19 protein-coding genes are annotated in these 26021 nt (G+C 63.1%); 4 read left to right on the top strand and 15 right to left on the bottom strand.

The window, feature by feature from the left end; genetic code table 11:
* Positions 1-51 precede the first annotated feature (51 nt).
* The 9 genes from F4V43_RS16715 to cls form a co-directional block, all read right to left on the bottom strand.
* On the bottom strand, positions 52-1536 hold the full coding sequence (locus F4V43_RS16715; RefSeq protein WP_150459396.1) for a phytoene desaturase family protein: 1485 nt from the start codon (positions 1534-1536) through the stop codon (positions 52-54).
* A complete protein-coding gene (locus tag F4V43_RS16710; RefSeq protein ID WP_223879938.1) occupies positions 1533-2813 on the bottom strand; it encodes a glycosyltransferase in 1281 nt (426 codons plus the stop codon). Before F4V43_RS16710 ends, F4V43_RS16715 begins: the two co-directional genes overlap by 4 nt.
* A complete protein-coding gene (locus F4V43_RS16705) occupies positions 2810-3547 on the bottom strand; it encodes a lysophospholipid acyltransferase family protein (protein ID WP_150459395.1) in 738 nt (245 codons plus the stop codon). Before F4V43_RS16705 ends, F4V43_RS16710 begins: the two co-directional genes overlap by 4 nt.
* The gene (locus F4V43_RS16700; protein ID WP_150459394.1) at positions 3516-4481 is read right to left on the bottom strand and encodes a carotenoid biosynthesis protein; all 966 of its coding nucleotides are present in this window, start codon (positions 4479-4481) and stop codon (positions 3516-3518) included. The genes F4V43_RS16705 and F4V43_RS16700 overlap by 32 nt, the downstream gene beginning before the upstream one ends.
* Positions 4463-5332: a phytoene/squalene synthase family protein gene (locus F4V43_RS16695; RefSeq protein ID WP_150459393.1), complete on the bottom strand. Its 870-nt coding sequence runs from the start codon at positions 5330-5332 to the stop codon at positions 4463-4465. Before F4V43_RS16695 ends, F4V43_RS16700 begins: the two co-directional genes overlap by 19 nt.
* Complete coding sequence (locus F4V43_RS19915) at positions 5304-6959, bottom strand: phytoene desaturase family protein (RefSeq protein WP_223879937.1); 1656 nt, start codon at positions 6957-6959, stop codon at positions 5304-5306. Before F4V43_RS19915 ends, F4V43_RS16695 begins: the two co-directional genes overlap by 29 nt.
* Positions 6956-8500, bottom strand: coding sequence for a phytoene desaturase family protein (locus tag F4V43_RS16685; protein ID WP_223879936.1), 1545 nt, complete (start codon positions 8498-8500; stop codon positions 6956-6958). Before F4V43_RS16685 ends, F4V43_RS19915 begins: the two co-directional genes overlap by 4 nt.
* Positions 8501-8766: 266 nt before the next feature.
* Positions 8767-9705: a MerR family transcriptional regulator gene (locus F4V43_RS16680; RefSeq protein WP_150459392.1), complete on the bottom strand. Its 939-nt coding sequence runs from the start codon at positions 9703-9705 to the stop codon at positions 8767-8769.
* A gap of 248 nt (positions 9706-9953) precedes the next feature.
* A complete protein-coding gene (gene cls, locus F4V43_RS16675; RefSeq protein ID WP_150459391.1) occupies positions 9954-11462 on the bottom strand; it encodes a cardiolipin synthase in 1509 nt (502 codons plus the stop codon).
* 207 nt (positions 11463-11669) lie between these two features.
* On the opposite strand from cls, the gene F4V43_RS16670 reads away from it, so the two are divergent.
* Both F4V43_RS16670 and F4V43_RS16665 read left to right on the top strand, forming a co-directional pair.
* Positions 11670-12581 carry a TetR/AcrR family transcriptional regulator gene (locus tag F4V43_RS16670; protein WP_150459390.1) on the top strand — a complete coding sequence of 304 codons (912 nt, stop codon included), beginning with the start codon at positions 11670-11672 and terminating at the stop codon, positions 12579-12581.
* Between the two features lie 25 nt (positions 12582-12606).
* A complete protein-coding gene (locus tag F4V43_RS16665) occupies positions 12607-15801 on the top strand; it encodes an efflux RND transporter permease subunit (RefSeq protein ID WP_150459389.1) in 3195 nt (1064 codons plus the stop codon).
* 92 nt (positions 15802-15893) lie between these two features.
* Here the strand turns inward: F4V43_RS16665 and F4V43_RS16660 are convergent, their stop codons facing one another.
* Positions 15894-17540 carry a gluconokinase gene (locus tag F4V43_RS16660; protein ID WP_150459388.1) on the bottom strand — a complete coding sequence of 549 codons (1647 nt, stop codon included), beginning with the start codon at positions 17538-17540 and terminating at the stop codon, positions 15894-15896.
* 115 nt (positions 17541-17655) lie between these two features.
* Positions 17656-18351 carry a molecular chaperone gene (locus tag F4V43_RS16655; RefSeq protein WP_191089622.1) on the bottom strand — a complete coding sequence of 232 codons (696 nt, stop codon included), beginning with the start codon at positions 18349-18351 and terminating at the stop codon, positions 17656-17658.
* Positions 18352-18723: 372 nt separating this feature from the next.
* Between F4V43_RS16655 and moaA the strand changes: the two genes are divergently transcribed.
* Complete coding sequence (gene moaA / locus F4V43_RS16650; protein WP_150459386.1) at positions 18724-19725, top strand: GTP 3',8-cyclase MoaA; 1002 nt, start codon at positions 18724-18726, stop codon at positions 19723-19725.
* Between the two features lie 273 nt (positions 19726-19998).
* Positions 19999-21231, top strand: coding sequence for an MFS transporter (locus F4V43_RS16645; RefSeq protein ID WP_150459385.1), 1233 nt, complete (start codon positions 19999-20001; stop codon positions 21229-21231).
* Positions 21232-21379: 148 nt separating this feature from the next.
* Here F4V43_RS16645 and cobA read toward each other — a convergent pair whose 3' ends face one another.
* Genes cobA through nirB form a run of 4 tightly spaced genes read right to left on the bottom strand, consistent with a single transcriptional unit; the run spans position 21380 to position 25788 of the window.
* A complete protein-coding gene (gene cobA / locus F4V43_RS16640) occupies positions 21380-22150 on the bottom strand; it encodes a uroporphyrinogen-III C-methyltransferase (RefSeq protein ID WP_150459384.1) in 771 nt (256 codons plus the stop codon).
* Positions 22147-23025 (bottom strand): formate/nitrite transporter family protein, encoded by an 879-nt coding sequence (locus F4V43_RS16635; RefSeq protein WP_150459383.1) that lies wholly within the window; start codon positions 23023-23025, stop codon positions 22147-22149. The genes cobA and F4V43_RS16635 overlap by 4 nt, the downstream gene beginning before the upstream one ends.
* 12 nt (positions 23026-23037) lie before the next feature.
* Positions 23038-23370 (bottom strand): nitrite reductase (NAD(P)H) small subunit, encoded by a 333-nt coding sequence (locus F4V43_RS16630; RefSeq protein WP_150459382.1) that lies wholly within the window; start codon positions 23368-23370, stop codon positions 23038-23040.
* 3 nt (positions 23371-23373) lie between these two features.
* Entirely contained in the window at positions 23374-25788 is a 2415-nt protein-coding gene (nirB, locus tag F4V43_RS16625) for a nitrite reductase large subunit NirB (protein WP_150459381.1), read from the bottom strand.
* Positions 25789-26021 lie beyond the last annotated feature (233 nt).

Raw genomic sequence — 26021 nt, 5'->3', positions numbered from 1 at the left:
GTCCTATTATACCATGTCCGAAGACGGGATGCCGCGCGGCATCCCGTCCCTTCAGCGGAGCGCCTCCTGCGCAATCCGTTCTCCCACCAGACGGCCCGAGAGCGAGACGATCGGCGTGCCGCCGCCGGGATGCACCGTTCCTCCGACATACCACAGATTCGGAAGCTCGGCCGAGCGGTTGCCCGGGCGGAAGAACGTCTGCCGCGCCGTATTGGATGAGATGCCGTAGATGGCTCCCTTGTGGGCCAGCGTGTCGCGCTCGATATCCTGCGGCGTCCAGCGGCGCAGCACTTCAGCGCCGTGCAGGCCGCCGATGCCCCGCGCTTCCAGCGTATCCAGCACGCGGCGGCCGTAGGCCTCCGCCTCGTGTTCCCAGTCGCAGGCCGGGCTGAGCGCGGGCGCATTGGCCAGGATGAACAGATTGCTGCCCCCTTCGGGCGCAAGTCCCGGCTCCGAATGTCCCGAGTGGCAGACATAGACGGCGGGATTGGCCGGAGGCGTGCGGGTATCGAACAGCGCCTCGAATTCAGGCCGGTAGTCCGCCGGAAAAAACACCGTGTGATGCAGCAGCTCTTCATAGGTGCGCCTCACCCCCGCCAGAATCGCCATGCCGGACAGCGACGGCTCCAGCGCCCCGATCTTCCGGTCGCTCAGCGACGGGCGGCTGCGTTCGGGCAGCAGCATTCTGCTGACGCTGAGCGCGTCCCCGCCGCAGATGACGGCGTCGGCCCCGTGGAAGCCTCCCGCGGTCTCGACGCCCGTGACCCGTCCGCCGCGCACGGCAAGCGACGACGCTTCCGTTCCGGTCAGCAGGGTCACGCCGAGGCGCTCCGCCAGGCCGGTCAGCGCCTCGATCAAGCGGTAAGTGCCGCCTCGGACCCCGAATACCCCCTCCCCCGCCTCGGTATAACCGAGCATGGCGAAGATGGAGGGCGCCCGGTAAGGAGAGGAACCGACATAGGTGGCATACCGCCCGAACATCGCCAGCGTATTCGGATGGCTGAAGTAGCGGCGGAGCAGTGTGTCCAGCCGCACCAGCGGGCGCACGCGCACCAGATCCCGGATCATTCCCGGCGACAGCTTGTCCCGAAGGCTGAGCGGCCCTCTGTTCAGGAAGCGCCGCTGGCTGAGCCGGGACAGCTTCTCCGCTTCCCGAAGAAAAGCGGGATAGCGCAGCGCATCCTGCGGGCTGTAGAGCGCAATCTGCGCCGCCGTCCGCTCCGGGTCGCGGCTGAGATCGACGACCGAGCCGTCCGCAAAGCAGTTGCGGGTGCGGGGCTCCAGCTCATACAGCTCCACATGGTCCTCCATCCGCTCGCCCGCCAGCTCATAGAGGGCGGCAAAAGCCTGCGGCATCGTAATGGTGCTCGGTCCCCGGTCGAACCGGTAGCCGTTCTCCTCCACGCGCCGCAGCTTCCCGCCCGGAGCGTCCTGGCGCTCCAGAACCGTCACGCGCCACCCCCGGGCGGCGAGCGTGACCGCGCAGGACAGGCCTCCGAAGCCCGCCCCGATCACCACCGCTGTCCGCTGTCTCATAAGTATCGCCTTCCTTTCCACCAATATCCGCGGCCGGCTCCCCGCCAGGAGGCGGCCGCGATGAACGCAAGGGCCAGCATTCCGGCCGGCAGCAGCAGCGCGTATCCCCCGGATTTCCGCCCTGCCGCATCGGCGACCCGCTTGATCGCCGCGCCGAGAAGCATGCAGGCACAAGCCCAGGCCGCTGGCCCGGGATCGCCGGCGAAGCCTGCTCCGAGAAGCACGGCCGGCGGAAGGACGTACCCGGTCAGGTACACCGCCATGACGCCCAGCAGCAGGAGCGGACGGCGGCCGAGGCCGTCGTACAGGTTTTTGCGGTAGCCCCGCCAGACTTCCCCCGCGTTCTCATACATGCGCATCCGGACATGGTCGGACAGATTTGCCAGGGTCACCGGCATTCCCGCCGATTTGACCGCCCGGGCCAGCGCCATGTCATCCACCAGCGCCGAAGCGACGGCCCTGTGTCCGCCGCAGGCGTCGTAGGCGTCACGGCGGATCAGCATGAAGCCGCCGTGCGCCGCCACGAACCGGGGATCGGCGGAGCCCCGGACCAGCGGGACCGGCAGGTGGCAGACTACGGTAAACAGCATAAGCGGCACGACCAGCCGCTCCAGCCACGTCCCCGTCTCCTGCCGGGGAAAGCCGGTAACGAGCCCGCCGACGGCCGCTTCTCCCGTTGCCAGCGCCGCCGCCAGCGCATCTGGCGCCAGCCGGACATCGGCGTCGAGAAAGAGCAGCCACTTGCCCCGGGCCGCTTCCGCGAGCTGGGCGCAGGCATGCGGCTTGCCGGCCCAGCCCTCCGGCAGCGGGCGGCCGGCCAGCACCGTCACCGCCGGGCCTCCGGCGCGCCTCGCGGCCTCTGCCGTCCCGTCCTCCGAGCCGTCGTCCAGAACGAGAATCTCGGCCGCCTCCGCCTCGCGGCAGGCGAGAACCGAGGCCAGACAGCCGCCGATCCGGTCCGCTTCATCGCGGGCCGGAATCAGAATCGACAGGACCGGCCGGGCCCCGGACGCCTCACCGCAGCTTTTCCGAGGGAAGCTTCCCGGCTTCGGGTTGACCGCCGTCTTATGCATCGTTCCTCCAGCCTCTTCAGCCCCGTCCTCCGGTTCAGTCCGCTCATTCGCTTCCGCTCCCGCTTCCCGGCTTCGTTCTCTCCCGGCCCGGCGGCCAGGGGCAGATCCTCCGCTCCCGAGCAGCGGCAGATGAACCGTATTCCAGCAGGCGAACAGCAGCTGAATCACCAGAGCTGCGGCAATCGCCTTCAAGAGCAGCGTCATGTCCGTCCCCTCCCGAATACGCCGTCGAAATGCTCCTGCACCGATTTCCTGCCCCGTACCAGCGGAACACAGCCCGGCGGCAGACGGCCGTCTCCGGCGATGGCCCGCTCCCGGTGCTCCTCCAGCTGGGCAGTCAGCGCAGCGGCCAGCCGGTTCCCGATCTCGCTGCGCTCCATGCCGCTCCAATCATCCAGCAGCGGCGGACCGGCGAGCAGCGTCGCTTCCGGCTTGGAATGGCGGAACAGGCCGTGGTAGAGGGTAACCGGAACGACGGCCGCCTCCGGACAGAGCCGGAGCAGCCCCGCAGCGCCGGGCTTCAGGCGGATCGGCCGCTGCTCCAGCGGGACGATCTCTCCCTGCGGATACATCCAGACGCTGCCGCCTCCCCGGAGGAGACGGACTGTATAGCGGAGCGAGACAGCGGCTGAAGCGGGGTCCCCGGGAGATACCGAGAACGCCCCCAGCTTGCGAAAGAAGCGGTACCGGCGAAGCTGCGCCTCTTCCATCATGAAGTAATGGTCGCCCCGGGTCAGAGTGCGGGCGGCGTGATAGGCCAACAGACCGTCCCACCAGGAGCTGTGATTCATGATATAGAGCAGCGGCCGCTGCCCGGCCGAAGCCGGCGCAAGCTCTCCGGCGGCGGCAAATCCGCGGAAATGCCGGGAGATCAGATATCCCTTGTTGTACCGGTAGAACAACCAGTCAAACCCGGGCCGCTTGTCGGCGCGAAGCATGGCGTACCCTCCCTTCGGCTAAGAGAATGCCCGCGGCGGCGATCAGCGCGCAGAGCGGCAGGCCGTCGCGAAGCGAGATCAGACCGAACATCAGCAGCATCGCCTGATAGAGCCGAACGCCCCGCCGAATGCCGGCGGGAGAGAAGCGGATTCGGCCCGGTGCGAAGGAGAGCAGCGCGGCGGCGGCGAACCAGCCGGCAAAATTGCTCCACGGCACGCCGTAGAACCCGGCGTCCGTCCCCCAATCCCAATAGCCCCGGGCCTGGGCCACCGGGTCCAGCACCAGATCCAGCAGCACCGCCCAGCACCCGGTCAGAACGGCCCGGAAGAGCAGCGGACGCCAGCCGAAGGCGGCTCCCTTCTTCCCGGAAGCCGCCGCCGCTCCCGGCGCCAGCAGCAGCGCGTTCAGCACAACGGCGATCCAGGCAAAGCCAAGGGTAACGGGCACGCCGAACATGAGCGGTCCAAGGGCGGAGGAATACCGGTAATCCCCGAACAGCAGTCCGGTATGAACGCCGATCCACTCGACCCCCATACCTGCCAGCCAGATGAGCGCAGCCGTCAGAACAGTCCGGGGAAGGCCATCTTTCCGGCCGGTTTGGCCGGTTTGGCCGGTTTGGCCGGTTTGGCTGACTTGGCTGACTTGGCTGGTTTGGCTGGTTTGGCCGAAATGACCGGTTCGGCGTACACGCCCCAATCTGCCCGGAGGGACGGCATAGGCGTCCGGCGGTGTTTTTTTAATGACTAACGAGTCATTTCCGGTTGTGCCGAGTCTCTCCCGAAGATGGAGCGAGCAGGCGTACAGCGCATAGAAGACCAGGAACAGACCGTTGGCAAATTCCAGGCTCTCCGGCAGACGCAGCAGCACCAGAAGCACCGTTCCCGCCGCATACCAGAACCAGAACAGCCGCGCCATCAGCCGGTGACCGGCCATCGTCCGGCTTCGCTGGCGGCATAGCGTCCCGCAATCTTGCGGAACATCCGCAGCTTCGCCTCATCCCCGACAATGGCTCTTCCGGCGAACACATCGTAACCGGCATCTTCAATGACATCCAGGATCGCTGCATAGAACGCCCCTGCCAGCTCAACGGCCATAGCGCTCTCGGGCGGGTAGGAGTCCACTTCGGCCAGACCGAGCCGGAACCAGCGGTGCGCATGGCTGCGCAGTTCCCGCATCAGGGCAATGAAGCGTTCATCCACAACGCCGCGCTCCAGCTCCTCCGCTCCGTAACCGTATTTCTCCAGCAGTTCAAGCGGCAGATAGCGGCGGCCCCGCTCCAGATCTTCGCCGACATCGCGCATGATGTTGACAATCTGCATGCCTATGCCCAGCGAAATTCCCGCGGATACGGCAGCTTCGCTGCGGTCGTCCCGAAGTACCGGCAGCAGCATCTCGCCCACCGTGCCCGCCACCAGGTAGCAGTAGGATTCCAGTTCATCCAGCGTCCGGTAATGGGTGAAGGTAAGGTCGCGCAGCTGTCCTTCCATCTGCAGCAGGAACGGATCACGGCCGATCTGCGGGAACGAATTGAACAGCCAGCGGAGCGCCGGCCAGATGAAATGGCCCTCGGCGGTATCGAGATCCGTGAACAGCCGCCGCAGCTCCCCAATGGTATACGGGGCATTCTCGGGTTCGTCCACGCTGTCGTCGATCAGCCGGCAGAACGCATAGATGACATGGACCGCCTCCCGGCGCGGACTCGGCAGTCCGGCAAATGCCCGGTAGAACGAAGACGAGCCCCTCTTCATCATTTCCTCACACTGTCGAATAATCTCGCCGTTCATTGGCTCTCAGCTCCTCTGCAATTTGGTGGGCGGCCATCCGGGCCCCCTGCATGACAATCGGCACGCCGCCGCCGGGATGCACCGAAGCCCCGGCGGCGTACAATCCTGCAATTCCTCCGGGCTTCGGCTGCGGCCGGAAGACGCCCGACTGGGAGAGCACCGGCGCAATGCCGAAGCTTCCTCCCCCGTACAGACCTTCCCGCTCGGCATCCGCGGGCGTCCGTATCCGCTTCCACCGGATATGGGCGGCAAGTCCCGGGAAACCCCGCGTCTCCGCATCGGCCAGCACCCGCTCGGCCAGCGGTCCGGCCGCTTCCTCCCAGTCCATTCCGTTTCCCGAGGGAACCGGCACCAGGAAATACAGCACGCTCTCCCCCTCGGGAGCCGCCGCACTGTCCAGCGCGACCGGATTGAAGACATAATAGGACGGGTCTGCGGGGACGACGCCCCGCCCGAACAGCTCGCGAAGGCTTGCATCCAGCGAGGCGGGCAGGAAGAATTGATGCACTTCCGTCTCCGCCCAGCGCTTCGCCACGCCCAGATAGATCAGCAGACAGCCCGAGGAAGGCTGATACCGGGAATCCGCTCTTTCATCCGGCTCCGGCCCGTGCGGCCGAGATCCGCCGCCCTGCGGCAGACGGCCTTCCTCTTCCCGAATCCGGGCGGCGCGGGCATGAATTCCCTGCGGTCCGTCTGCGGCCGCGCTGGCTTCGGCCCGGACTGCGCCCGCCTTGCCGCGCCGCTTCCCTCCGGGCAGAAGCCGGACCGCTTCCGGCGGAAGAAGACCGCGCAGATACGGGAACTCGCCGTTGAACAGCACGGCGTCGAAGGAGAAAGCTGCGCCTTCGGCAACTACGCCGGTGCAGACGCCGTCTTCTACCGTCAGCTCTGTGACTTCGGCGTTCATCCGAAAATGCACGCCGCGCCGCCGCAGCTCGGAGGCGATCAGACCCGGAAGCGCGCCGTAGCCGCCGCGCAGCATCCAGACGCCGAAGGCATGCTCCGCATAGGGAAGCATCGTGTACAGACCCGGCGTCCGGAACGGAGCGCCTCCGATATAGAGGCTCTGCAGCGAGAAGGCGTCCCGCAGCTCCTCGCTGCGGAAATAGCGGCCGACCGCTGCCCGGAGACTCTGATAGGCGCGAAGGCGCGCCATCAGCTTCAGATTGCCTGCGCTGAAGAACGAGCGCCGGTTCGGGAAGCTCCGTTCCAGAAAAGCCGCTTGCCCCAGAGGGAACAGCGGGGCCATCTCGGACATGAAGCGGAGAAAGCCCGCGCCTTCTCCGGGGTACAGCCGCTCGATCTCCGCCATCTGGGCGGCCGGGTTGTCATAGCGGCGCAGCGTTCGGCCTCCGCGCACATGAACCGCGCACATCGGGTCGCAGCGCAGCAGCTCCAGACGCTCAACCGGAAAGCCGCCCTCCTCCAGAATGCCGCGCAGCATATCCGGCAGAAGGACAATCGTCGGCCCCTTGTCGATCCGGTAGGGGCCTTCGGCTTCCCAGGCCACTCTTCCGCCGGGTTCGGAGCCGCGCTCGAACACCGTAACTTCATGCCCCTGCCGGCTCAGCAGCAGCGCCGCCGTCAGGCCGCCGATTCCCGAGCCGACGATACCGATCCGGCTCATCCCGTCACCTCCCGGCCCGCGCCGGCCGCAGCAGTGCGTCTGCGGGAAGCGCCGTGGCGCTCCAGCAGCAGCCGGGCGCTGATCTTCGCCGATTCGAAGATGGTCGGCAGTCCGCTTCCGGGGTGGGTACCTCCGCCCACCAGCCAGATTCCGTCGACCTCGGCGAAGGCATTATGCGGGCGGAGCGCCATCATCTGGCCCAGATTGTGGGCCAGATTGAAGGTCGCCCCGGCATAGACGTCCAGCCGGTCCTGCCAGTCCAGCGGCGAGAAGAAGAGCTGCTCCTCGGTCCGCTCCGGGAGGTCCTCAAGACCGGGAATCCGTGTCAGGCGCTCCAGCATCGAGGCCTGGACCCTTTCCCGCTCCGCTTCCCAGTCGATGTCCGCCTTCAGGTTCGGCACCGGCATCAGCACATAGAGCGAGGATTTGCCGGGCGGGGCCAGCGTCGGATCAAGCGCAGAAGGGTTGTGCACATACAGGGAAGGGTCGGCCGACAGCCGGCCGGCTGCCGTAATCTCTTCCACATTCAGCCGGTAGTCCGCCGCGAAATGAACGGCATGGTGCGGAAGGTCCAGCTTCCCGTCCACACCGAGATACAGCATGGCGGTGGAGCAGGAGAAGCGTTTCCGGGCGATTCGGTCCGGCGTATAGCGCTTCAGCGTACCCGGCTCGAACAGGGTCGTCATGGCCGACCCGAAGTCCGCCCCCAGAATCACGTAATCGCATTCCACCTCCTCGCCGTTCTCCAGCGCAAGCCCCGTTGCCCGGCCGTTCTTCACCCGGATTCGGCGGACGCCCGCAGAAGTCCGGATAACGCCGCCGTGTTCTTCGGTCACCTCGGCCATCGCCTCAAGCACGCGGTGCACGCCCCCGACCGGATGCATCAGCCCGTACGCATGCTCCAGATAGGAGAGAATCGTGAAGGTTCCCGGGCAATCCCAAGGCGACATTCCGAGATACTTGGCCTGAAAAGTAAACGCGAAGCGCAGCCGCTCATCGCGGAAATACCGGGACAGCCGGCCGTATACCGTATCGGCGGCATGCAGTTTCGGCAGTGCGCGCAGCACATCCTTCCGGGCATAGTCGGCCAACGAACCGAACGGCCGCTGCAAGAGCGGCATAATCCGCGCGAATTTATCCTCCTCGTCGGCCATGAACCGGCGGTACCCCGCGCCGTCGCCGGGGAAGAGCCGTTCAATCTCCGCCTCGGTCCGGTCCCGGTCGGTTCCCGGCGAGAACACCGTATCGCCGAAATGCAGGCTGTACAACGGGTCCAGCTTCAGCAGCGTTACATAATCCTCAAGCTTCCGTCCTGCCATTTCGAAGAGTTCCTCCAGCAGATGCGGCATCATGAGGAAGGTGGCCCCCCTGTCGAACCGGTAGGCTCCCAGTTCCAGCCGGGCAGACCGCCCGCCGACCACCGCCTGCTTCTCATACACGGTGACTTCGCATCCCTCCGCCGCCAGCAGCATGCCCGCGGCCAGCCCGCCCGGTCCCGCTCCGATGACCGCAACCCGCGCGGCCGTTCTATCCTGTGTCACATGCGTTCCTCCGCCCTGGCCCTTCGGCCAATTGTGCAAACATTATACAATAACTGTACAAATACTATACAATCTATATACAACATCATAACGGCTTTTCATCCGTCTGTAAACGTCACCGATTGGCCACAACTAAAAAAATGTCGATTTTGCCGGTTTATGGCCTTGGCCGCCTCTGAAGCCCACGCCAAAAAGCCCCGGCAACCGGGGCTTCTGCAAGGCAATCCGCCGGTTCGGACCCACCGGCTTCTTACGGATATGAAATTCTACGTCATTCTGCCCGGCAGGCGGCTCCGGCCTGCGAATACGGCGCTGAACCAGCTCTGCCACCGGGCCGGATTCTCTCCGGACCTATGCAGCCGGACCGGGAAGCCCTCGGGACTCTGCCAGTCGGAGAATGCGCTCCCGCCCGCAATGAACAGCGCCCCTTCCGCCAGTCCGGCCAGCCGCGCAATCACTTCTTCCGCATAGGGAAGCAGCGCCCGGTCGGTCAGGGACAGGCAGACGGCTCCGATTCCGTCTTTCTCCCGTAGGAGCGCGGAGACTCCCTCCTCCGGCGTATCCGCTCCCAGATAGATGACCTCCACCCCGTTGCGGCGCAGGAACAGCGAGAACAGCAGAAGACCGACTTCGTGCCGTTCTCCGGCGGGACAGAAGCAGACCGCTTTCGGCAGGGAAGCATTGACGGGGAACACATGGAACAGCGCATGGAACCGGTTCGCGACAAAATGGGTCATGTAATGCTCCTGGGCCACGGTGGCCTCTCCGTTCTCCCAGGCATCGCCCACCAGGACAAGCACCGGGGCCAGCACCTCGTGGAACATGGTCTCGTAGCCGTAGACCGAGAATCCGAAATCGGTCAATCCTGCCGCCCGTTCTCCCTGAAATTCCAGCAGCGCCTCGTAGATCTGCCGCCGCAGCTGGAGGTAGGCCTGTTCCGGCGTACCGGGAGCCGCCGCAACGGGCTTCTCGGACGGGGCCGCCTCCCGGCCGGCCTTCAGCAGCCGGACGGCGTGCGAAATGCCGATTCCCCGGGCTTCTGTCTGCTCCTTCAGCCACCTAAGATCGTCGACATCGCGCTGGCTGTACAGCCGGTATCCCGACTCCGTCCGCTGCGGAATCACCGCTTGGTAGCGGCTCTCCCAGGCCCGAAGGGTAACCGAAGGAATGTCGAGCATCGCTGCGACCTCTTTAATTGTATACATGCCGCCGTTCACTCCAGTTAAGGTTTATACAAATCCTGTACAACCATTATACATACCGTGCAGAGGACTGTCACCCGAAGCTTCCCCGAGGCCGGCCGTTCAGGAACCTCCGCCCCTAACGGCAAGAGGACACCTCTAGGGTGTCCTCTTGGTTCTCTTTCCCTATCGACGATACATCCACCCGCCCCAATTCCGCGTCCGGACGCATCTGCCTGCCGGACAGGCCGAGCCAAGGCCCGGCGCTCCCGCTACAGCAGCGGCGACATCAGCCGGGCGCCCGACTCGAGCAGACGCTCCAGCAGACGCTTCTGCATGAATTCCTCATGCACAATCAGCCGGGTCGAGAGCAGATCGCGCTCGAAGTCGGAGACAATGCGCTTGACGCTCTCGGACTGAAGCAGCAGCGCATTGACCTCGAAATTGAGATGGAAGCTGCGCATGTCCATGTTGGCCGTGCCGATGGTTGCGACTTCGCCGTCGATTATCAGGATCTTCGAGTGGATGAATCCTTTCTCGTATTCGTAGATCTTGACCCCCGCGTCGAGCATCAGCGGGAAGTAAGAATGCGAAGCGAAGAACGGAATCCGCTTGTCCGGCTTGGCCGGGAACAGCAGGCGCACATCCAGTCCCGACATGGCGGCAACGCGGATCGCCGTGTAGATATCCTCATCCGGGATGAAATACGGAGAGGCAATCCAGACCGATTTCCGGGCGGAGGTGATCATCGCGAAGAAAATATTTTTGAGCGCCCGGCGTTCATTGTCGGGTCCGCTCGGAATAATCTGAACCGCGCCGTCGCCCGCGGTGTAGCGAAGCTGCGGCGACAGGTAATCCTGCTCCAGAATCCGCTCGCCGGTCGTATGCATCCAGTCCTGAAGGAAGATAATCTGCATGGTCCGGACAGCCTCGCCGCGCACCAGCATGTGGGTATCGCGCCAGAATCCGTAGGTCTTGCTGCGGCTCAGGTATTCATCGCCGACGTTGAGGCCGCCCATGAAGGCGACGTCGCCGTCGATCACGACGATTTTGCGGTGATTGCGGTAATTGACCCGGCTGGAGAAGAAGGAACGCGACTTTCCGTAGGCCGCCACCTCCACGCCGGCTTCCGACAGCTCGTCCAGAAATGCGCGCGGCAGCTGCATGCTTCCGACCGCATCCACCATGAACCGGACCTTCACGCCCGCCTTGGCCTTCTCGATCAGAATCGACTTGATCCGGGTTCCGATCTCATCCGCCCGGAAGATGTAATACTCCATATGAATATGGTGCTGGGCCTGCCTGAGCTCCATCAGCAGCGTGCCGAAGGTCTCCTCGCCGTTGGTTAGCACCCGGGTCTCGCTGGTAAAAGAAATCGGCGTCCGCGCGAGCCGCTGGGACAGACCGAGCAGCTTCTGCTGCGCCGGATTGAAGATGGACCAGTCCTGGTGCATGCGCAGCGCGTCGTTGTCGATCCGCTCGTAGGCCGTCTGCGTGCGGACGGCTTTCTTGTCGTACTTGCGGCGTTTGAATACGTTCTGTCCGAACAGGAAGTAGAACACGAGCCCGACCACCGGAATAAGAACGAGCAGCAGAATCCAGGCCAGCGTGGCTGTGGGATTCCGGTTCTCCATGAAGATCGCCAGACAGATCGAGACGACCGCAAGCGTCGAGAAGACGCTGATGATGGTTGCGGCCGTGCTGCCGAAGAGGCCGACTCCGAAATAATAGAAGGCGAGAAAAGCGCCTATGATAATGATCGCCTGAATACCTCTTCTCATGATTACCTACCTTTACATAAAAGTCGCTGTGGGCCCACTCTACATTGTACATGATCCTGTCCATTCTTCCCATTGATTTCTGAAAGGAACCGCTGAATTTGTATTCTCCGGCCATCTGTACTATAATCGGTTTGACCAATCAGTCAATCAGAGAACCGGATAGTCAGACTGCCGGATTACCGTGCAGGGAAAGGAGTCTTAAGCGTATTGGCCGACCGAACCGCCGACAAAAAAACACAGATTATCAAGGCCGCCATGGAGCTGTATGCCGACAAGGGACCCGGATCGACCTCCATGCAGGATATCGCCGAGCGCTGCGGCATCTCCAAGGGAAGCCTGTATCTGTCCTTTAAATCAAAGGAAGAGCTTGAAGAGAGCATCTTCCTCTACTGCTTCCGGCTGATCAGCAGACCTCTGCTGGCTGCGGACCACGCGCCCGGCCGGACGCCGAGAGAGAAGCTGCGCGAGCAGATCGAGATTCTGCTTCACCACCTGTACGAGCTGCGGGAGTTCCTGCTCCGCCAGGTGCAGGAATGGGTTGGGAGCACACGGGACAAGAAGCCCGCCGAATGGATGCGCCACTTGCAGCCGACGCTGATTGCCTGGTTCGGGAAGCGGCTTAGCGAGATCTACGGACCGGGAATTGCCCCCTACTCGGGCGATCTCTGGCTGTTCGCCGACGGCATGGTCGGCGCCTATGTGCGGGCGCTGTTCCACCCCTTCTCTCCGCTGAAAGTACCCGCCATTGCCGACCATTTCATCCGGCTGCTGGATATGGTGGCGGCCGGTCTGATCGAGGGAAAGGCCGAGCCGCTGCTGTCGGCTTCCCGCCTGGCCGAACTGATCTCCTGCGGAGAGCCCCCGTTCCGGCATCCGCTTCAGCTCATCCGCCGGCTTCGGGAACTCGCCGCTGCGAGCGACAGTTTTCAGGCGGGCGAGCGCGAGGACATCGAGGTGTCGCTGTCCGTGCTGGAGGAAGAGGTTCGCCTTCCCCTGCCGAGAAGAGCCGTCATTAACGGCATGCTGTCCAACCTGACGGGGCACCCGGCGCTTGCCGAAGCCTGCGGAGAGCTGGAGGCGCTGTTGACCGCTTATCTCGAACACCTGAACCGAAATTAGAGAGAAGGAGAGACTACCTTACTTTATGAAGAGCCTGATCCAGTTTTCCCTGAAGAACAAGTTCGCCGTCTGGCTCCTGACGATCATCGTCGTATTCGGGGGCATGTACAGCGCCCTGACGATGAAGCAGGAGACGCTGCCGAACATCAGCATTCCCTTTCTGAACGTCACCACCGTCTACCCGGGGGCCGCGCCCGAGGGCGTCGTCAACGACATCAGCAAGCCGATGGAGCAGCGGCTGCGCAATGTGGACGGCATCAAGAACATCAACTCCACTTCGATGGAGAATGCCTCCAATGTCACCATTGAATTCGACTACGGCGCGAACCTGGACAACGCCACCGCCGCCGTACGCGAGGCGATCAACGATGTGAAGCTGCCGGACGGCGCCCAGAAGCCAACCATCACCCGGTTCAGCCTGAGCTCGCTGCCGGTCATCTCCCTGAGCCTGTCGTCCAACGGATCGCAGAATCTGGAGAGCCTGACGCGAATCGCCGAGAACGACATTGGCCCGGCGCTGGAAGACCTGGGCGGCGTTGCTTCTGTGCAGATCTCGGGCCAGTACGTCAAGGAAGTCAACCTGAAGTTCCATCCCGACAAGCTGAAGCAGTACGGCCTGACCGAAGATACGGTCAAGGGCATCATCCAGGGCTCGTCGGTTCATGCACCGCTCGGCCTGTTCACCCTGGACGAGTCGCAGAAGGCGGTCGTGATCGACGGCAACATTGTCACCGTCGATGACCTCAAGAATGTCGCCATTCCGATTATCCCGCAGGGCGCGGGATCGGGTGCCGCTGCCGGTTCGGGCGCGGGTTCTGCCGCCGGAGCTGCCAGCGCTTCCGGCAATGCCGGAGCCGCCGCCGGGGCCGCCAATGCCGGAGCCGGTTCTGCCGCCGGACAGACGCCTGCCGGCTTCAGCCTGCCCACGGTCAAGCTGGGCGACCTCGCCGACATTCAGGTTATCGGCCAGTCCGAATCCGTCTCCCGCACCAACGGCAAGGAATCCATCGGCATCCAGATCGTGAAGGATAACGACGCCAATACGGTCGAAGTCGTCAACGACGTCAAGTCGGAGATCGACAAGCTGAAAGGCCAATTCAAGGATATTAACCTGGATATTCTGCTCGACCAGGGCAAGCCAATCCAGGATTCGGTCAACACCATGCTGTCCAAGGCCGCCTTCGGCGCCCTGTTCGCCGTCATCATCATTCTGATCTTCCTGCGCAATCTGCGCTCGACGCTGATCTCGATCATCTCGATTCCGCTGTCGCTGCTGATCGCCATGCTCTGTCTGCGCCAGATGGACATCACCCTGAACATGATGACGCTCGGCGCCATGACCGTTGCCATCGGCCGCGTCGTCGACGACTCGATTGTCGTCATCGAGAACATCTACCGCCGCCTCACGCTCTCCGGCGAGAAGCTCCGCGGCCGCGAGCTCATCAGCGCAGCCACGCGGGAAATGTTCGTGCCGATTATGTCTTCGACGATCGTCACCATCGCGGTCTTCCTGCCGCTCGCCTTTGTCAGCGGCATGGTCGGCGAACTGTTCCTGCCGTTCGCGCTGACGATGGTCTTCTCGCTGCTGGCGTCGCTGCTGGTTGCCATCACGCTCGTGCCGGCGATGGCCCACTCGCTGTTCCGCAAGGGTCTGAAGAACAAGCGGAACCATGAAGAGAAGCCGGGCCGTCTGGCCGGCGGCTACAGCAAGATTCTGAACTGGACGCTGAACCACAAGCTGATTACCTTCGGCGCAGCCGTGCTGCTGCTGGTGGGGAGCCTCTTCCTTATCAAGCCGATCGGCGTCAGCTTCCTGCCCTCCCAGGAAGAGAAGAACGTGATCCTGACCTTCTCTCCGAAGGCCGGACAGACGCTGGAGGACGTCAAGGAAGAAGGGCTGAAGGCCGAGAAGTACATTCTGGCCCAGGACCATGTCAGCCAGATGCAGTATTCCATCGGCGGAGGCGGCATGTTCGGCTTCGGCGGAGGGAACAGCGGATTGTTCTACATCGAATATGACAGCAATACGCCTGATTTTGACAAGGTGAAGGAGAAGCTGGTCGAAGGCCTGACCGAGAGCGTGCCGGACGGCACCTGGGGCGACATGTCCGGCATGTCCGGAGGCGGTCTGGGCGGCTCGTCGCTGACCGTCAACATCTTCGGCGATTCGCTGGAGGACATCAAGCCGGTGGCCGACCAGATTCTCGGCATCGTCCAGAAAGACACGAAGAACTTCAAGGACGCCGAGACGAGCCTGTCCGAGTCCTACGGGCAGTACACCATCGTCGCCGACCAGCAGAAGCTCAGCTCGCTCGGTCTGACGGCCGGACAGATTGCGATGAAGCTCGCTCCTGCGGGCACCCGTCCGGTCCTGACGGAAGTGAAGGTGGACGGCAAGAACTACAACGTCTATATCGACACCGACGCCACCACCTACACCAGCATCGACCAGATGGAAGATGCTACGCTGACGTCCCCGCTGGGCATTCCGGTCCGGATCGGCGACGTAGCCAAGGTGGAGGAAGGCACTTCCCCGGACTCCATCACCCGTCTGAACGGCAAGATGACGGTCAGCGTCACGGCCGATATCCTGTCCAGCGACGTCAACAGCGCCTCCGGCAAGGTACAGGATGAGATCGACAAGCTGGAGCTTCCGGACGGCGTTACCGTCACTTACGGCGGCGTGACCGAACAGATCAACGAGACGTTCGGCCAGCTCGGCATTGCCATGCTGGCAGCCATCGCCATCGTGTACTTCGTCCTCGTGGTCACCTTCGGCGGGGCGCTGGCGCCGTTCGCCATCCTGTTCTCGCTGCCGTTCACGGTCATCGGCGCGCTCGTGGCGCTGCTGATCGCAGGCGAGACGCTGAACGTCTCGGCGCTCATGGGCGCACTGATGCTGATCGGGATTGTCGTCACGAACGCCATCGTGCTCATTGACCGCGTCATCCACAAGGAGCGCGAAGGTCTGTCGACCCGCGAAGCGCTTCTGGAAGCCGGCGGCACCCGTCTGCGGCCGATTCTGATGACGGCGCTTGCGACCATCGGCGCGCTGCTGCCGCTGGTTACCGGGCTTGAGAACAGCGCAGGCATCATCTCCAAGGGTCTCGGCGTAACGGTTATCGGCGGCCTCGTCAGCTCGACGCTGCTGACGCTGGTGATCGTCCCGATCGTCTACGAGTTCCTGATGAAGTTCCGCCGCAAGACTACAGAAGAATAATTACCGCCCGGCCGCCGGTTCTGAACCTTCGGCCGGAGAACCGGAACTCAAAAAGCCAACCCCTTATCATTCGGGGTTGGCTTTTTTGAACTCTATCCGCGTGCCGGACGCTGCGCATCCGGCGCCGTCTGCAGCGCGGCCAGCTCCGGAAAGACGGGCTCCAGCCGGTCATACAGCCGGCGGAACACCGGCTTGACCCGCTCATAGACAGCCCGTCTCCGTTCATCGGGCAGATGGCTGCGCAATATCGGCAGTTCGCCACCCAGCTCGTCCAACGAGGTGATCGCGCCCATGCCCAGCATCGCCAGAATGGCCGCGCCCCGGGCGGAAGCTTCATAGGTGTCCGGCACATCAATGCGGACACCGGAAATATCGGCCAGCAGGCCGGTCCAGCCCGGCGAAGCCGCGAAGCCGCCCGAAGCCAGCAGCCGCTCCGGCGGCCCTGCCAGCTCGGCGAGCGCCGAGGTGACGCTGTCGACGGCCAGCAGGACGCCTTCCAGCACCGCCCGGGCAAAATGCCGGCGCTCATGGTGCAGCCCCGCTCCGGCGAACACGCCGCGGGCGCTGGGGTCCCAGTGCGGCGCGCGCTCGCCGCTCAGGTACGGCAGGAAGAGCAGCCCCTCCGCACCGGGAGGAACGCTCAGCGCCTGCTCGATCAGCTCATCGAACGAGCCGCGGCTGACCGACGGCGCAGCCTGGGTTCGCACCGGACCGCTCCGCTGCCGTCCCCGGTGCTGTCTGCGGTCCTGGGCCGGAAGTCCGGCGCCCGATCCGGCGCCTGCCGGCGGTTCCGGCGGCATGAACTGCTCCTTGAACCACCGCAGCGCAATTCCGCCGTTGTTCGTCGGTCCGCCGATCAGCCAGCGGTCCTGGCCGAAGGCGTAGCAGAAGGTGCGTCCCTGCGGGTCCGTTACCGGCTTCGGGGCGAAGCGCCGCACGGCTCCGCTGGTCCCGATCGTGACCGCCGTGCTGCGGTAATCCGCCGCGCCGGAGCCGATATTGGCCAGCGCGCCGTCGCTGCCTCCCACAATCCACGGCGTCTCCGGCAGCAGGCCGCAGCGCTCCGCGGCTTCCGGGCGCATTCCCCTAAGCACTTGGGTGACCGGCATCAATTCGCCGAGCCGCTCCCGGCCGACGCCCGCAATCTCCAGCGCTTCCTCGCACCAGTCGTCGCCTTCCACCCGCAGCAGCCCCGTGGCCGCAGCGAGCGAGATATCGAGCGCATACGTGCCGAAGAAGCGATGGAATACGTATTCTTTAATGGAGATGAATTTGGCCGCCTTCGCGAACATCTCCGGCTGGTTCTCCCGCCACCACAGCAGCTTCCCGAGCGGAGACATCGGATGCACCGGCGTTCCCGTCAGCTCATACAGCCGCTGGTCCAGCCCCCGGCGCTTCAGCTCCCCGATCTGGGGGGCGCTGCGGTTATCCGCCCAGGTCACAAGCGGCGTCAGGGGATGGCCGTCGCCGTCGACCGCCATCAAGGAGTGCATGGCGGTGCTGACCCCAACGGCCGCGATGTCGCCGGCCTTGGCGCCAGAGGCGATTTTGGCCAACCGGAACGCTTCGGTCACCGCCCGGACGATATCGTCCGGACGCTGCTCCGCTCTCCCGGGCTCAGGCACCAGCAGCGAATACCCGGACTGTCCGCTTCCGCGTATATTCCCTTGTTCATCGTAAGCAAAAACCTTGGTGCTGGTCGTCCCAATATCCAGACCGACATACAGTCCCATTCTCATCCCCCTCTCCCCTATTCCCTCCATTATAGACCCGAAAGCCGAACGCAAACAAACGGCAGAGCCTCCAAGGGCCCTGCCGTTATCGTTCGTTCCCGGATACGCGGCGGGACAGCCGTCAGACCAGAGCGGCCGAACCCGCTTCCAGCGCCGCTCTCCAGGAGCGCAGCATTTCCAGATCATAAGGCAGAAATTCTTCCAGCAGACGGGCCAGGCCCCGGTACAGCGGACTCTCCGTTGCAGCGGTCAGCTTGGCGCAGAAGCCGGGCGCCCACAGCAGCAGGTGCTCCTCCAGGAACTTCTCCTGGGTCTCCAGCCGTTCCAGAGCGCTTCGTACCGAGAAGCTGTTAAACATCATTTCTTCATGGAGAATACTCATGAATTCCAGCTCAATCGCAATATGGTCATCGGCTTCAGCGCCGCATTTCTTGAATACAATGCCCGATTCGGCATAGATGCCGGAGAGCACATTGCAGAAATCCTCTTTCTCGCCGCGCAGCTCCGATTCCCGGGCCGCCGCCAGTCCGGCTGCCCGGAGGCTAGTCAGACGGTCGTACTCCTGGGCCTCGCGCTCCCAAATGCCGGGCAGATCGCCCGCATTCCGGGTGTACAGGCAGCTTCTCAGCTCCCGGCCGCTGTCCAATCCGTCCAGAAGCGCTCCGATCCGCCGGTCGAGGCTCCATTCGGCGATCATGGAGAGCTTCGGTCTCCGGCCGAGAAATTCCGCATACAGCTGATACAGGGAACCTCTGCCTTCCAGCCAGCGTTCGCAGGCATCCGGCACAACAAGTGAAGGGGCATTCCGTGAAGTCATGATTGGTTTCCTCCTTGTGTGTACCCGGCGGTTGCGGGAGGCCCGCGAGCTTCCGTACCCCATTCCATATCGCTTGCCGGACCTTAAGCCCGCCGGTCATCTGTACGAAACAGCGCGGAATTAGGGAACCGCCTGTTCCTGTTTTCATTATAAACGGTAATGTAAGCGCTTTTCATGGCTATTCTATGGCAAAACGCTTTCATTTGTCGCAGGACTGTCAAATTCTCCTTCTTCCAGCCTCCAACGCCCGTATTGTGCATGACGATGAAAAACGGCGCTCCGCATTGACGGCCCTGCGCGAAGAGATTAAAATTTGTACCAACCAACCGGGATGGCAGACAACGCCCGGCAGCAGACGAGGGAGGACCTGACATGGACGCGCTGACAGATTCATTCGGCCGGGTACACGACTATATGCGCATCTCTGTGACTGACCGCTGCAACCTTCGCTGCATATATTGTATGCCCGCCGAGGGCATGACATTCCAGCCCTCCGAGCAGATCATGAACGATGACGAGATCGCCGCCGTCGTGCGCGCCCTCGTACCGGCCGGCCTCCGCAAAATCCGCCTCACCGGCGGCGAGCCGCTTGTGCGGCCCGGACTGGAGCGGCTGGTCGCCATGCTGGCCGGCATAGACAGCGGCCTGGAGCTGTCGCTGACGACGAACGGCCTGCTGCTCCCCGGCAAGGCGGCCGCACTGAAGGAAGCCGGGCTCGCCCGCGTCAATATCAGCCTGGATTCGCTCCGGCCCGACCGCTTCGCCCGGATTACCCGGGGCGGCGATGTCGCCCGGGTGCTGAAGGGGATTGAAGCGGCCCAGGCCGCCGGCCTTGCCCCGATCAAGCTGAACGTCGTGCTGATGAAGGGCATCAACGATGACGAGATCGCCGACTTCATCTCGCTGACGCTGGACCGCCCGCTGCATGTGCGGTTCATCGAATATATGCCGATCGGCGAAGCCTCCGATGCCTGGCGGCAGACTTATCTTCCGCTGGAGCGCGTCGCCCAGGCCTGCCGGGATGCCGGCTGGGCGGCCGAAGCGGCCGAAGCTCCCGCCGGGGGCGGCCCCTCGCAGGATCTCCGCGTCCCGGGTGCGGCCGGAACCTTCGGCCTGATTCACCCGGTCAGCGAGCACTTCTGCGAGGGCTGCAACCGGCTGCGCCTTACCGCCGACGGCCATATCAAGGCCTGTCTGTACTGGTCGGACGAATACCACGTCCGCCCGCTCGCCTCCGATCCGGAAGCGGTCCGCGCCCTGTTCCGCACCGCGCTGGCCGGCAAGCCGCTCAGCCATGAAATGGCGCTGGCCCTGGCCGGCAAGGATCAGAGCCGCACGCCGACCGCGCGGCGGATGTCGCAAATCGGCGGATAGGGGAGGCCTGCAGCCTCTCCGGCCGCACCGCCTTCCCTCCCCGTTATGACATACGCCCCGAAGCCCTGCGCCCGGGGCGCGCTTGTCCCCGCTTCCTCCTCCGGTGATTGTGGCAAGAATGCGTCCTTGTTATCCAGCCAAGCACAAATTTAGATAATTGTTGGTTTGTATCCCCTTTCAACTAATGATACAGTGATAGCATCGGCTGTCCGTCTGCGGGAGACGCAGCGGGATTTCAGATGCCGAAACCGCATGTGAAAGGAGCATTACGTGGTGCGGGAAGAACCGGATAAATCCTCTTCGCCCTTTGTTCTGAAAGGGTTCACTTTCTTTGTCTACGGCGCTATGGTGCTGTTCGCCACTTATTTTCCGCTGTACCTCCAAGACAGGGGCTTGAACAAGCTGGAGATCGGCCTGCTGCTGGCCTTCGGCCCGCTGGTCTCGATCTTCGCCAATCCGTTCTGGGGACTGTCGAGCGACCGCTACCCCCATGTCCGGCGAATCGTTCTGATGATGCTGACCGGCACGCTTCTGTTCGCAGAGCTGGCCTTCGGCGCCCATACATATGAAACGCTCTATACGGCCATGCTGCTGTTCTATTTCTGCCAGACGCCGCTGCTGGCCCAGACCCATACGCTGACGCTGAGCTACATCAGCGATACCGGACGCCCCTTCGGCTCCTTCCGCTTGTGGGGCTCGGTCGGCTGGGCGCTGACGGCGCTGCTGGCCGGTCCCGTTCTGGAGCGGGCGGGAATCTCGTCGCTGGCGTTCCTCTTCGCCGCTCTCCTGGGGGCGGCGATGCTGTCGCTCGCCGCGCTGCCCCCCCTGAGCCGGGGCAGCGGCGGATTCGCCGTGGCCCCCAATCCGTTCCGGGGAATCGGCAGAGTGATCCGCAATCCGTATTTCCTGTCGTTCCTGATCTTCGGACTGCTCGTCTCCATCCCGAACACGATGAACACGACTTTCCTGTCGCTGTATATCACCGACATGGGCGGCTCCCGTTCCATTGTCGGACTGGCCGTCTTCCTGTCCGCCTTTCTGGAGATCGGCGTGCTGAAGCTGTGTGAACGCTATCTGCGGCGCTCGGTGCCGGCGCTGCTCGGATGGCTCGCGCTCGTCAGCCTGCTGTTCGTCTTCCGCTGGTGGCTCACCGCCCAGGCGACGACGCCGCGTGAAGTTGCCCTGATCCAGATTATGCACAGCACTACGTTCGGCGGCTTCTTCTATGTCGGCGCGCAGCTGACCCGGCTGCTGCTCCCGCGCCCCTTCCGCTCGTCGGGCCATGCCTTCTTCACGCTGGGCTGGAGCGGCATTGCCGGGGTAGCCGGCGGTGTGCTGGGCGGGTGGCTGTTCCAGAACTTCGGCGCCCAGAACATGTACGAGTTCGGCGGCTTCCTAACCTTGATCGGTGCTGTAGGCTTTGGCGTGATGTGGTTCTTCGTATTCCAGTCCGGCTACGCTCCCGGCAGCCACAACGGGGAGCACGGCGGCAGCGGCGGCCAGTAGACGCTTCAATCCGTCCCGGCTGAACACGTCTCTCTCCGGCAAGCGTGACCTGCAACACAAAGACCCGCGTCTCTACGGACGCGGGTCTTTCGTATGCGGCTTGATTTTCTAAGGAATGGAGCGATTGCCTCTCCCTGTTCGCCCGGCTTCAGCCGACTACCCGCTGCTCCGCCATCCGTTCCAGCGCCAGCAGCTGCTCCCGCACCCGGACCGTCTCGCCGATCACGATCAGCGCCGGATTGCGCAGCTGTACGGAAGCGGCCAGCTTCTCCATGCCGCCGAGCGTGCCGACAAAGGTGCGCTCGGCCGAAGTCGTGCCGTTCTCGATCAGCGCGACCGGCGTGGATGCGCTCTTCCCGTGGGCCAGCAGCTCCCGGCGAATCTCGCCGATCTGCGCCGTGCCCATGTAGATGACAAGCGTATCTACGCCGTGGGCCAGGCAGTCCCACCGGGTCTTGGGGGACGACTCCTCCGCCCGGGTCCCCGTTACGACGGCGAACGAACCGGACAACCCCCGGTGGGTCAGCGGCACACCGGCCGAAGCCGCCGCGCCGATGGACGACGTAATGCCGGGAATCACCTCATACGGAATGCCCTGCTGCGCCGCTGCGATCGCTTCCTCGCCGCCTCTGCCGAAGACGTAAGGATCGCCGCCTTTCAGGCGGACGACCCGGCTTCCGGCCAAGGCATGCTCCAGCATGACCCGCTGAATGTTCTCCTGGGTCATCGCGTGCCGTCCGGGAGCCTTGCCGCAGTAGATGCGCAGCGCTCCTTCACGGGCGTAATCCAGCAGTTCGCCGCTGACCAGCCGGTCGTACAGAATGACATCGGCCGCCTCAATCCGGCGAAGCGCCTTGAGCGTAATCAGTTCGGGATCTCCGGGGCCGGCGCCGACGATGGCAATCGCCCCGCCTCTCATGCTTCCGTACCGGTTTTGGCGGGAGCCATTCCAGCAGGCGCTGCCGCTCTTGCTGCCGTCCGGGAGGCTTCATAAGCCTTCCGTCCGTCGCGCAGACGCTGCTGCGAGAAGTAGAACAGCAGGCCTGTCAGCAGGACGCCGCCGACGAAGTTGCCGAGCAGCACCGGAATCCCGTTCCAGATCCACCAGTCGCCGAAGCTGACGTTCGCGCCCAGCATCATGCCGGCCGGGATGACGAAGAAGTTGACGACGGTGTGCTCGAAGCCCTGGGCGAAGAAGGTCAGGATCGGAAGCCACATGGCCATGATTTTGCCGGCGGTGGACTTGGAGGTCATCGACAGCAGCACGCCCAGCGTAACCATCCAGTTGCACAGGATTGCCTTGATGAACGCCAGCGTCCAGCCGTCCCCGCCCATGGCCTTGTAGGCGGTCGTCTTGGCTTCGGCAGCCGAGATGACGGTCTGAATGAGCGGATTCGACATGTCGTTGCCCATCTTCGAGATCGTCAGGCTGTACAGCGCCGCGTAGGCGGCGCAGCCGATCAGATGGCCGACAATTACCCAGAAGAAATTGCCCAGCATCTTGGCTGCCGTTGTGCGGCGCTCGAGCGCCGCCATCGGAATCAGGGCAAAGTTGCCGGTAACGAGATCCTGCCCGAGCAGCACGATCATGACGAAGCCGACCGGGAACAGCAGGGCGCCGACCAGCGGAATCCCGGTCTGCCCGGCTGCCGTATAAGCGAGCGTTGTTGCGCAGGCCAGGATAAGGCCGGCAACCAGCCCCCGGATCAACTGCCGGCTCCAGGACATTTCAGCCTTCGTCTGGCCGGCTTCCAGCATGGAAGCCAGCACCTCACCCGGTTTTACATAATCCATCACGAACTCCTCCTATACCCAGATAAAGACTTCTCCGTCCTCGACGGTCGTTGCATAAGTGGGCACGCTGCCCTCGTCCGGCTCCTGCACCCGGCCGTCAATCAGGGATACCCGGCAGTCGCGGACCGGGCAGAACACATACTCTCCCGACACGGTGCCTTCCGCCAGCGGCCCCAGCTTGTTGGGGCCCTTGTTGCCGACGGCCTTAATGGTTCCGTCGGAGAGACGGAATACCGCGATCTCTTCATCCTTGATCCGGAAAGAGCGGCCAATGCGGGGCAGCAGCTGCTCCATCCGAACGACACGAATCTTCTCCTGCACTGCGCTTGCTTGTTCCAGTCCCATCGCTTACACCCTTTCTACTGTGTACAGTTCGTTGCGAACCGCTTCACTGCGGACGACTTCATTCCAAGGATTGCGGCGTTTGCCTTCCGTCGAACGGTCCAGCTCTTCCAGCAGCGTTTTGCGCTGCTCGGGGTCCAGCAGAACCGATTTCACCTGCTCGAAGCCCAGGCGTTCCAGCCACGGAGCCGTCCGCTCGGCGTAAATGCCGGTCTTGCGGTAGTATTGCAGCATGGCGCCGCAGATATCAATTACTTCCTGCTCCGTCTCCACCGTCGTCAGCAGCTTGCCTTCCTTGACTTCCGTACCGCCGTTGCCGCCGATATAGATCTGGAAGCCGTTCTCGACGCCGATGACGCCGAAATCCTTCACGCCCGTCTCCACGCAGCTCCGCGGGCAGGCCGATACGCCCATCTTGAACTTGTGCGGCGTGTCGATGTATTCATAACGCTCTTCCAGCTTGATGCCGAGCCCCATCGAGTCCTGGGTGCCGAAGCGGCAGAAGTTCGCGCCGACGCAGGTCTTGACCGAACGGACCGCCTTGGCGTATGCCGATGCGGAATCCATGTCGAGTTCTTCCCACATTTCCGGCAGATCCTCTTTCTTCACGCCGTAGAGGCCGATGCGCTGGCTGCCCGTGATTTTGACGAGCGGCACATCGTATTTCGCCGCAACTTCCGCAATTTTCTTAAGCTGCTCCGGAGTTGTCTTGCCGCCGCGCATTCTCGGAATGACCGAGAACGTGCCGTCGTTCTGAATGTTGCCGTGCATCCGTTCGTTGACGAAGCGGGATTCCTTCTCGTCCAGATGTTCATCCGGGAAGGCGACGTTCAGATAGAAGTTGATCGCCGGGCGGCACTTCGAGCAGCCTTCCGGATTGCGGAACTGGAGCTTCTCATACACTTCGCGCGTAGTCATCAGGCCCATTTCATGAATCTTCAGAACGATCTCATCCCGGCTCAAATCCGTGCAGCCGCAGATGCCGTTCTTCGCTACCACCTTATCCTTGCCAATCACGGCTGTAAGCAGCTCGTCAATCATGCCCTTGCACTTGCCGCAGGAGCCGCCGGCCTTGGTCGCCTTGGTTACTTCGGCTACCGAAGTCAGCCCTTTGGTCTGGATGGCGTTCACGATGGTTCCCTTGGTGACCCCGTTGCAGCCGCAGACCGTCTCTTCATCCGCCCAGTCCACAACGCTGTCAGCAGATGCCCCGCCGCAGCAGCCGCCGGCCGAGAGAAGCGATACGGAAGTGAGTCCCGAGATGTCCTGCTTCTGGGTCAGCATCTTGAGGTAGCGGTTCTCTTCGCTGGTATCTCCGTAGAGAACAATGCCCACAACCTGGTTATCCTTGACAAAAATCTTCTTGTAGCTTCCGGCCAATCCGTCCAGCGCTTCAATCGCCTGCACGTCCTCTTCCTCGCGGATGATGCCCGCCGAGAACAGGTCACAGCCCGATACCTTCAGCGACGTGTACGTCGTGCTGCCCTGGTAAGGCGCTCCCTTGCCCATCGTCAGCGCGTCCGCAAGCACGCGCCCTTGCTCGAACAGCGGAGCGACGAGGCCATAGACCCGGCTGCGGTGCTGCGCGCATTCGCCGACGGCGTAGACGCTAGGCGCGCTCGTGGCGAGGTAGTCGTCCACAACGATGCCGCGTTCTACTTCCAGACCCGCCTTGCGCGCCAGCGCTGTCTCCGGCCGGATGCCGGCCGCCATGACGACGAGATCCGCTTCGAGCGTGGTGCCGTCGCTGAATTCCAAGCCGGTTACGCGCGTGTCGCCGGTAATGCGGACGGTCTTCTTCTGCATCAGGAACTTCAGGCCCTGCTTCTCCAGATCGCGCTTGAGCAGGTTGCCGGCCGGTTCGTTGAGCTGTACTTCCATCAGCCATTTCTCCAGGTGAATAACGGTAACGTCCATACCCTGATCGACCAGCCCCTTGGCCGCTTCCAGACCGAGCAGACCGCCGCCGATCACCGCGGCCTTCTTGTACTGCTTCGCCATCTCCAGCATCGCCACCGTATCGTCGATGGTGCGGAAGCCGAGGACGCCCGGCAGATTCGATCCTTCAATCGGCAGAATGAACGAACGCGAGCCTGTCGCCAGAATGCACAGATCATAAGGAACGGTGCGGCCGCTTGCCGTCACAACGGTCTTGTCCGCGGTATTCATATCGACCGCCGGATCATGGTGGATCAGTTCGATTCCATGCTCTTCATACCATTCGCGGGGATGCGTGATAATCTCCTCGACCGTCATTTTGTTCTGGAGCACATTGGAGAGCATAATCCGGTTGTAGTTCGTGTAAGCTTCTTCACCAATCACTGTCAATTTATATTTCGCGGGATCTCGATCGAGGATCTCTTCCAGGGTTCTAACCCCTGCCATACCATTTCCGACGAGTACCAGACGTTCTTTTTCCACTTTGTTCCCCTCCTGCTTGTTAGCTAACATATCATGTAAGGTTGTGAACTTTTTCACTTTCTTCTCTTGTTTTCAAGGTACCACTTTCCGGCAGCCGATCCTATTAGGGAAACTTCTATTTGTCGGGGCAAAAAACCCTTAAGGGTTCCTATCCCCCTCTAAGCTGACGCCAAAAAGCGCCTGTTCCGCACAACAGGCGCTTGGTTCGGGCGGTTGAAGTCCTTCATCCGCCG

Source organism: Paenibacillus spiritus (assembly GCF_008710135.1).
Taxonomy (GTDB): Bacteria; Bacillota; Bacilli; order Paenibacillales; family Paenibacillaceae; genus Paenibacillus_AQ; species Paenibacillus_AQ glufosinatiresistens.
Note: the sequence above shows the minus strand (reverse complement) of the source record. Positions and strands in the feature narration are given on the sequence as shown.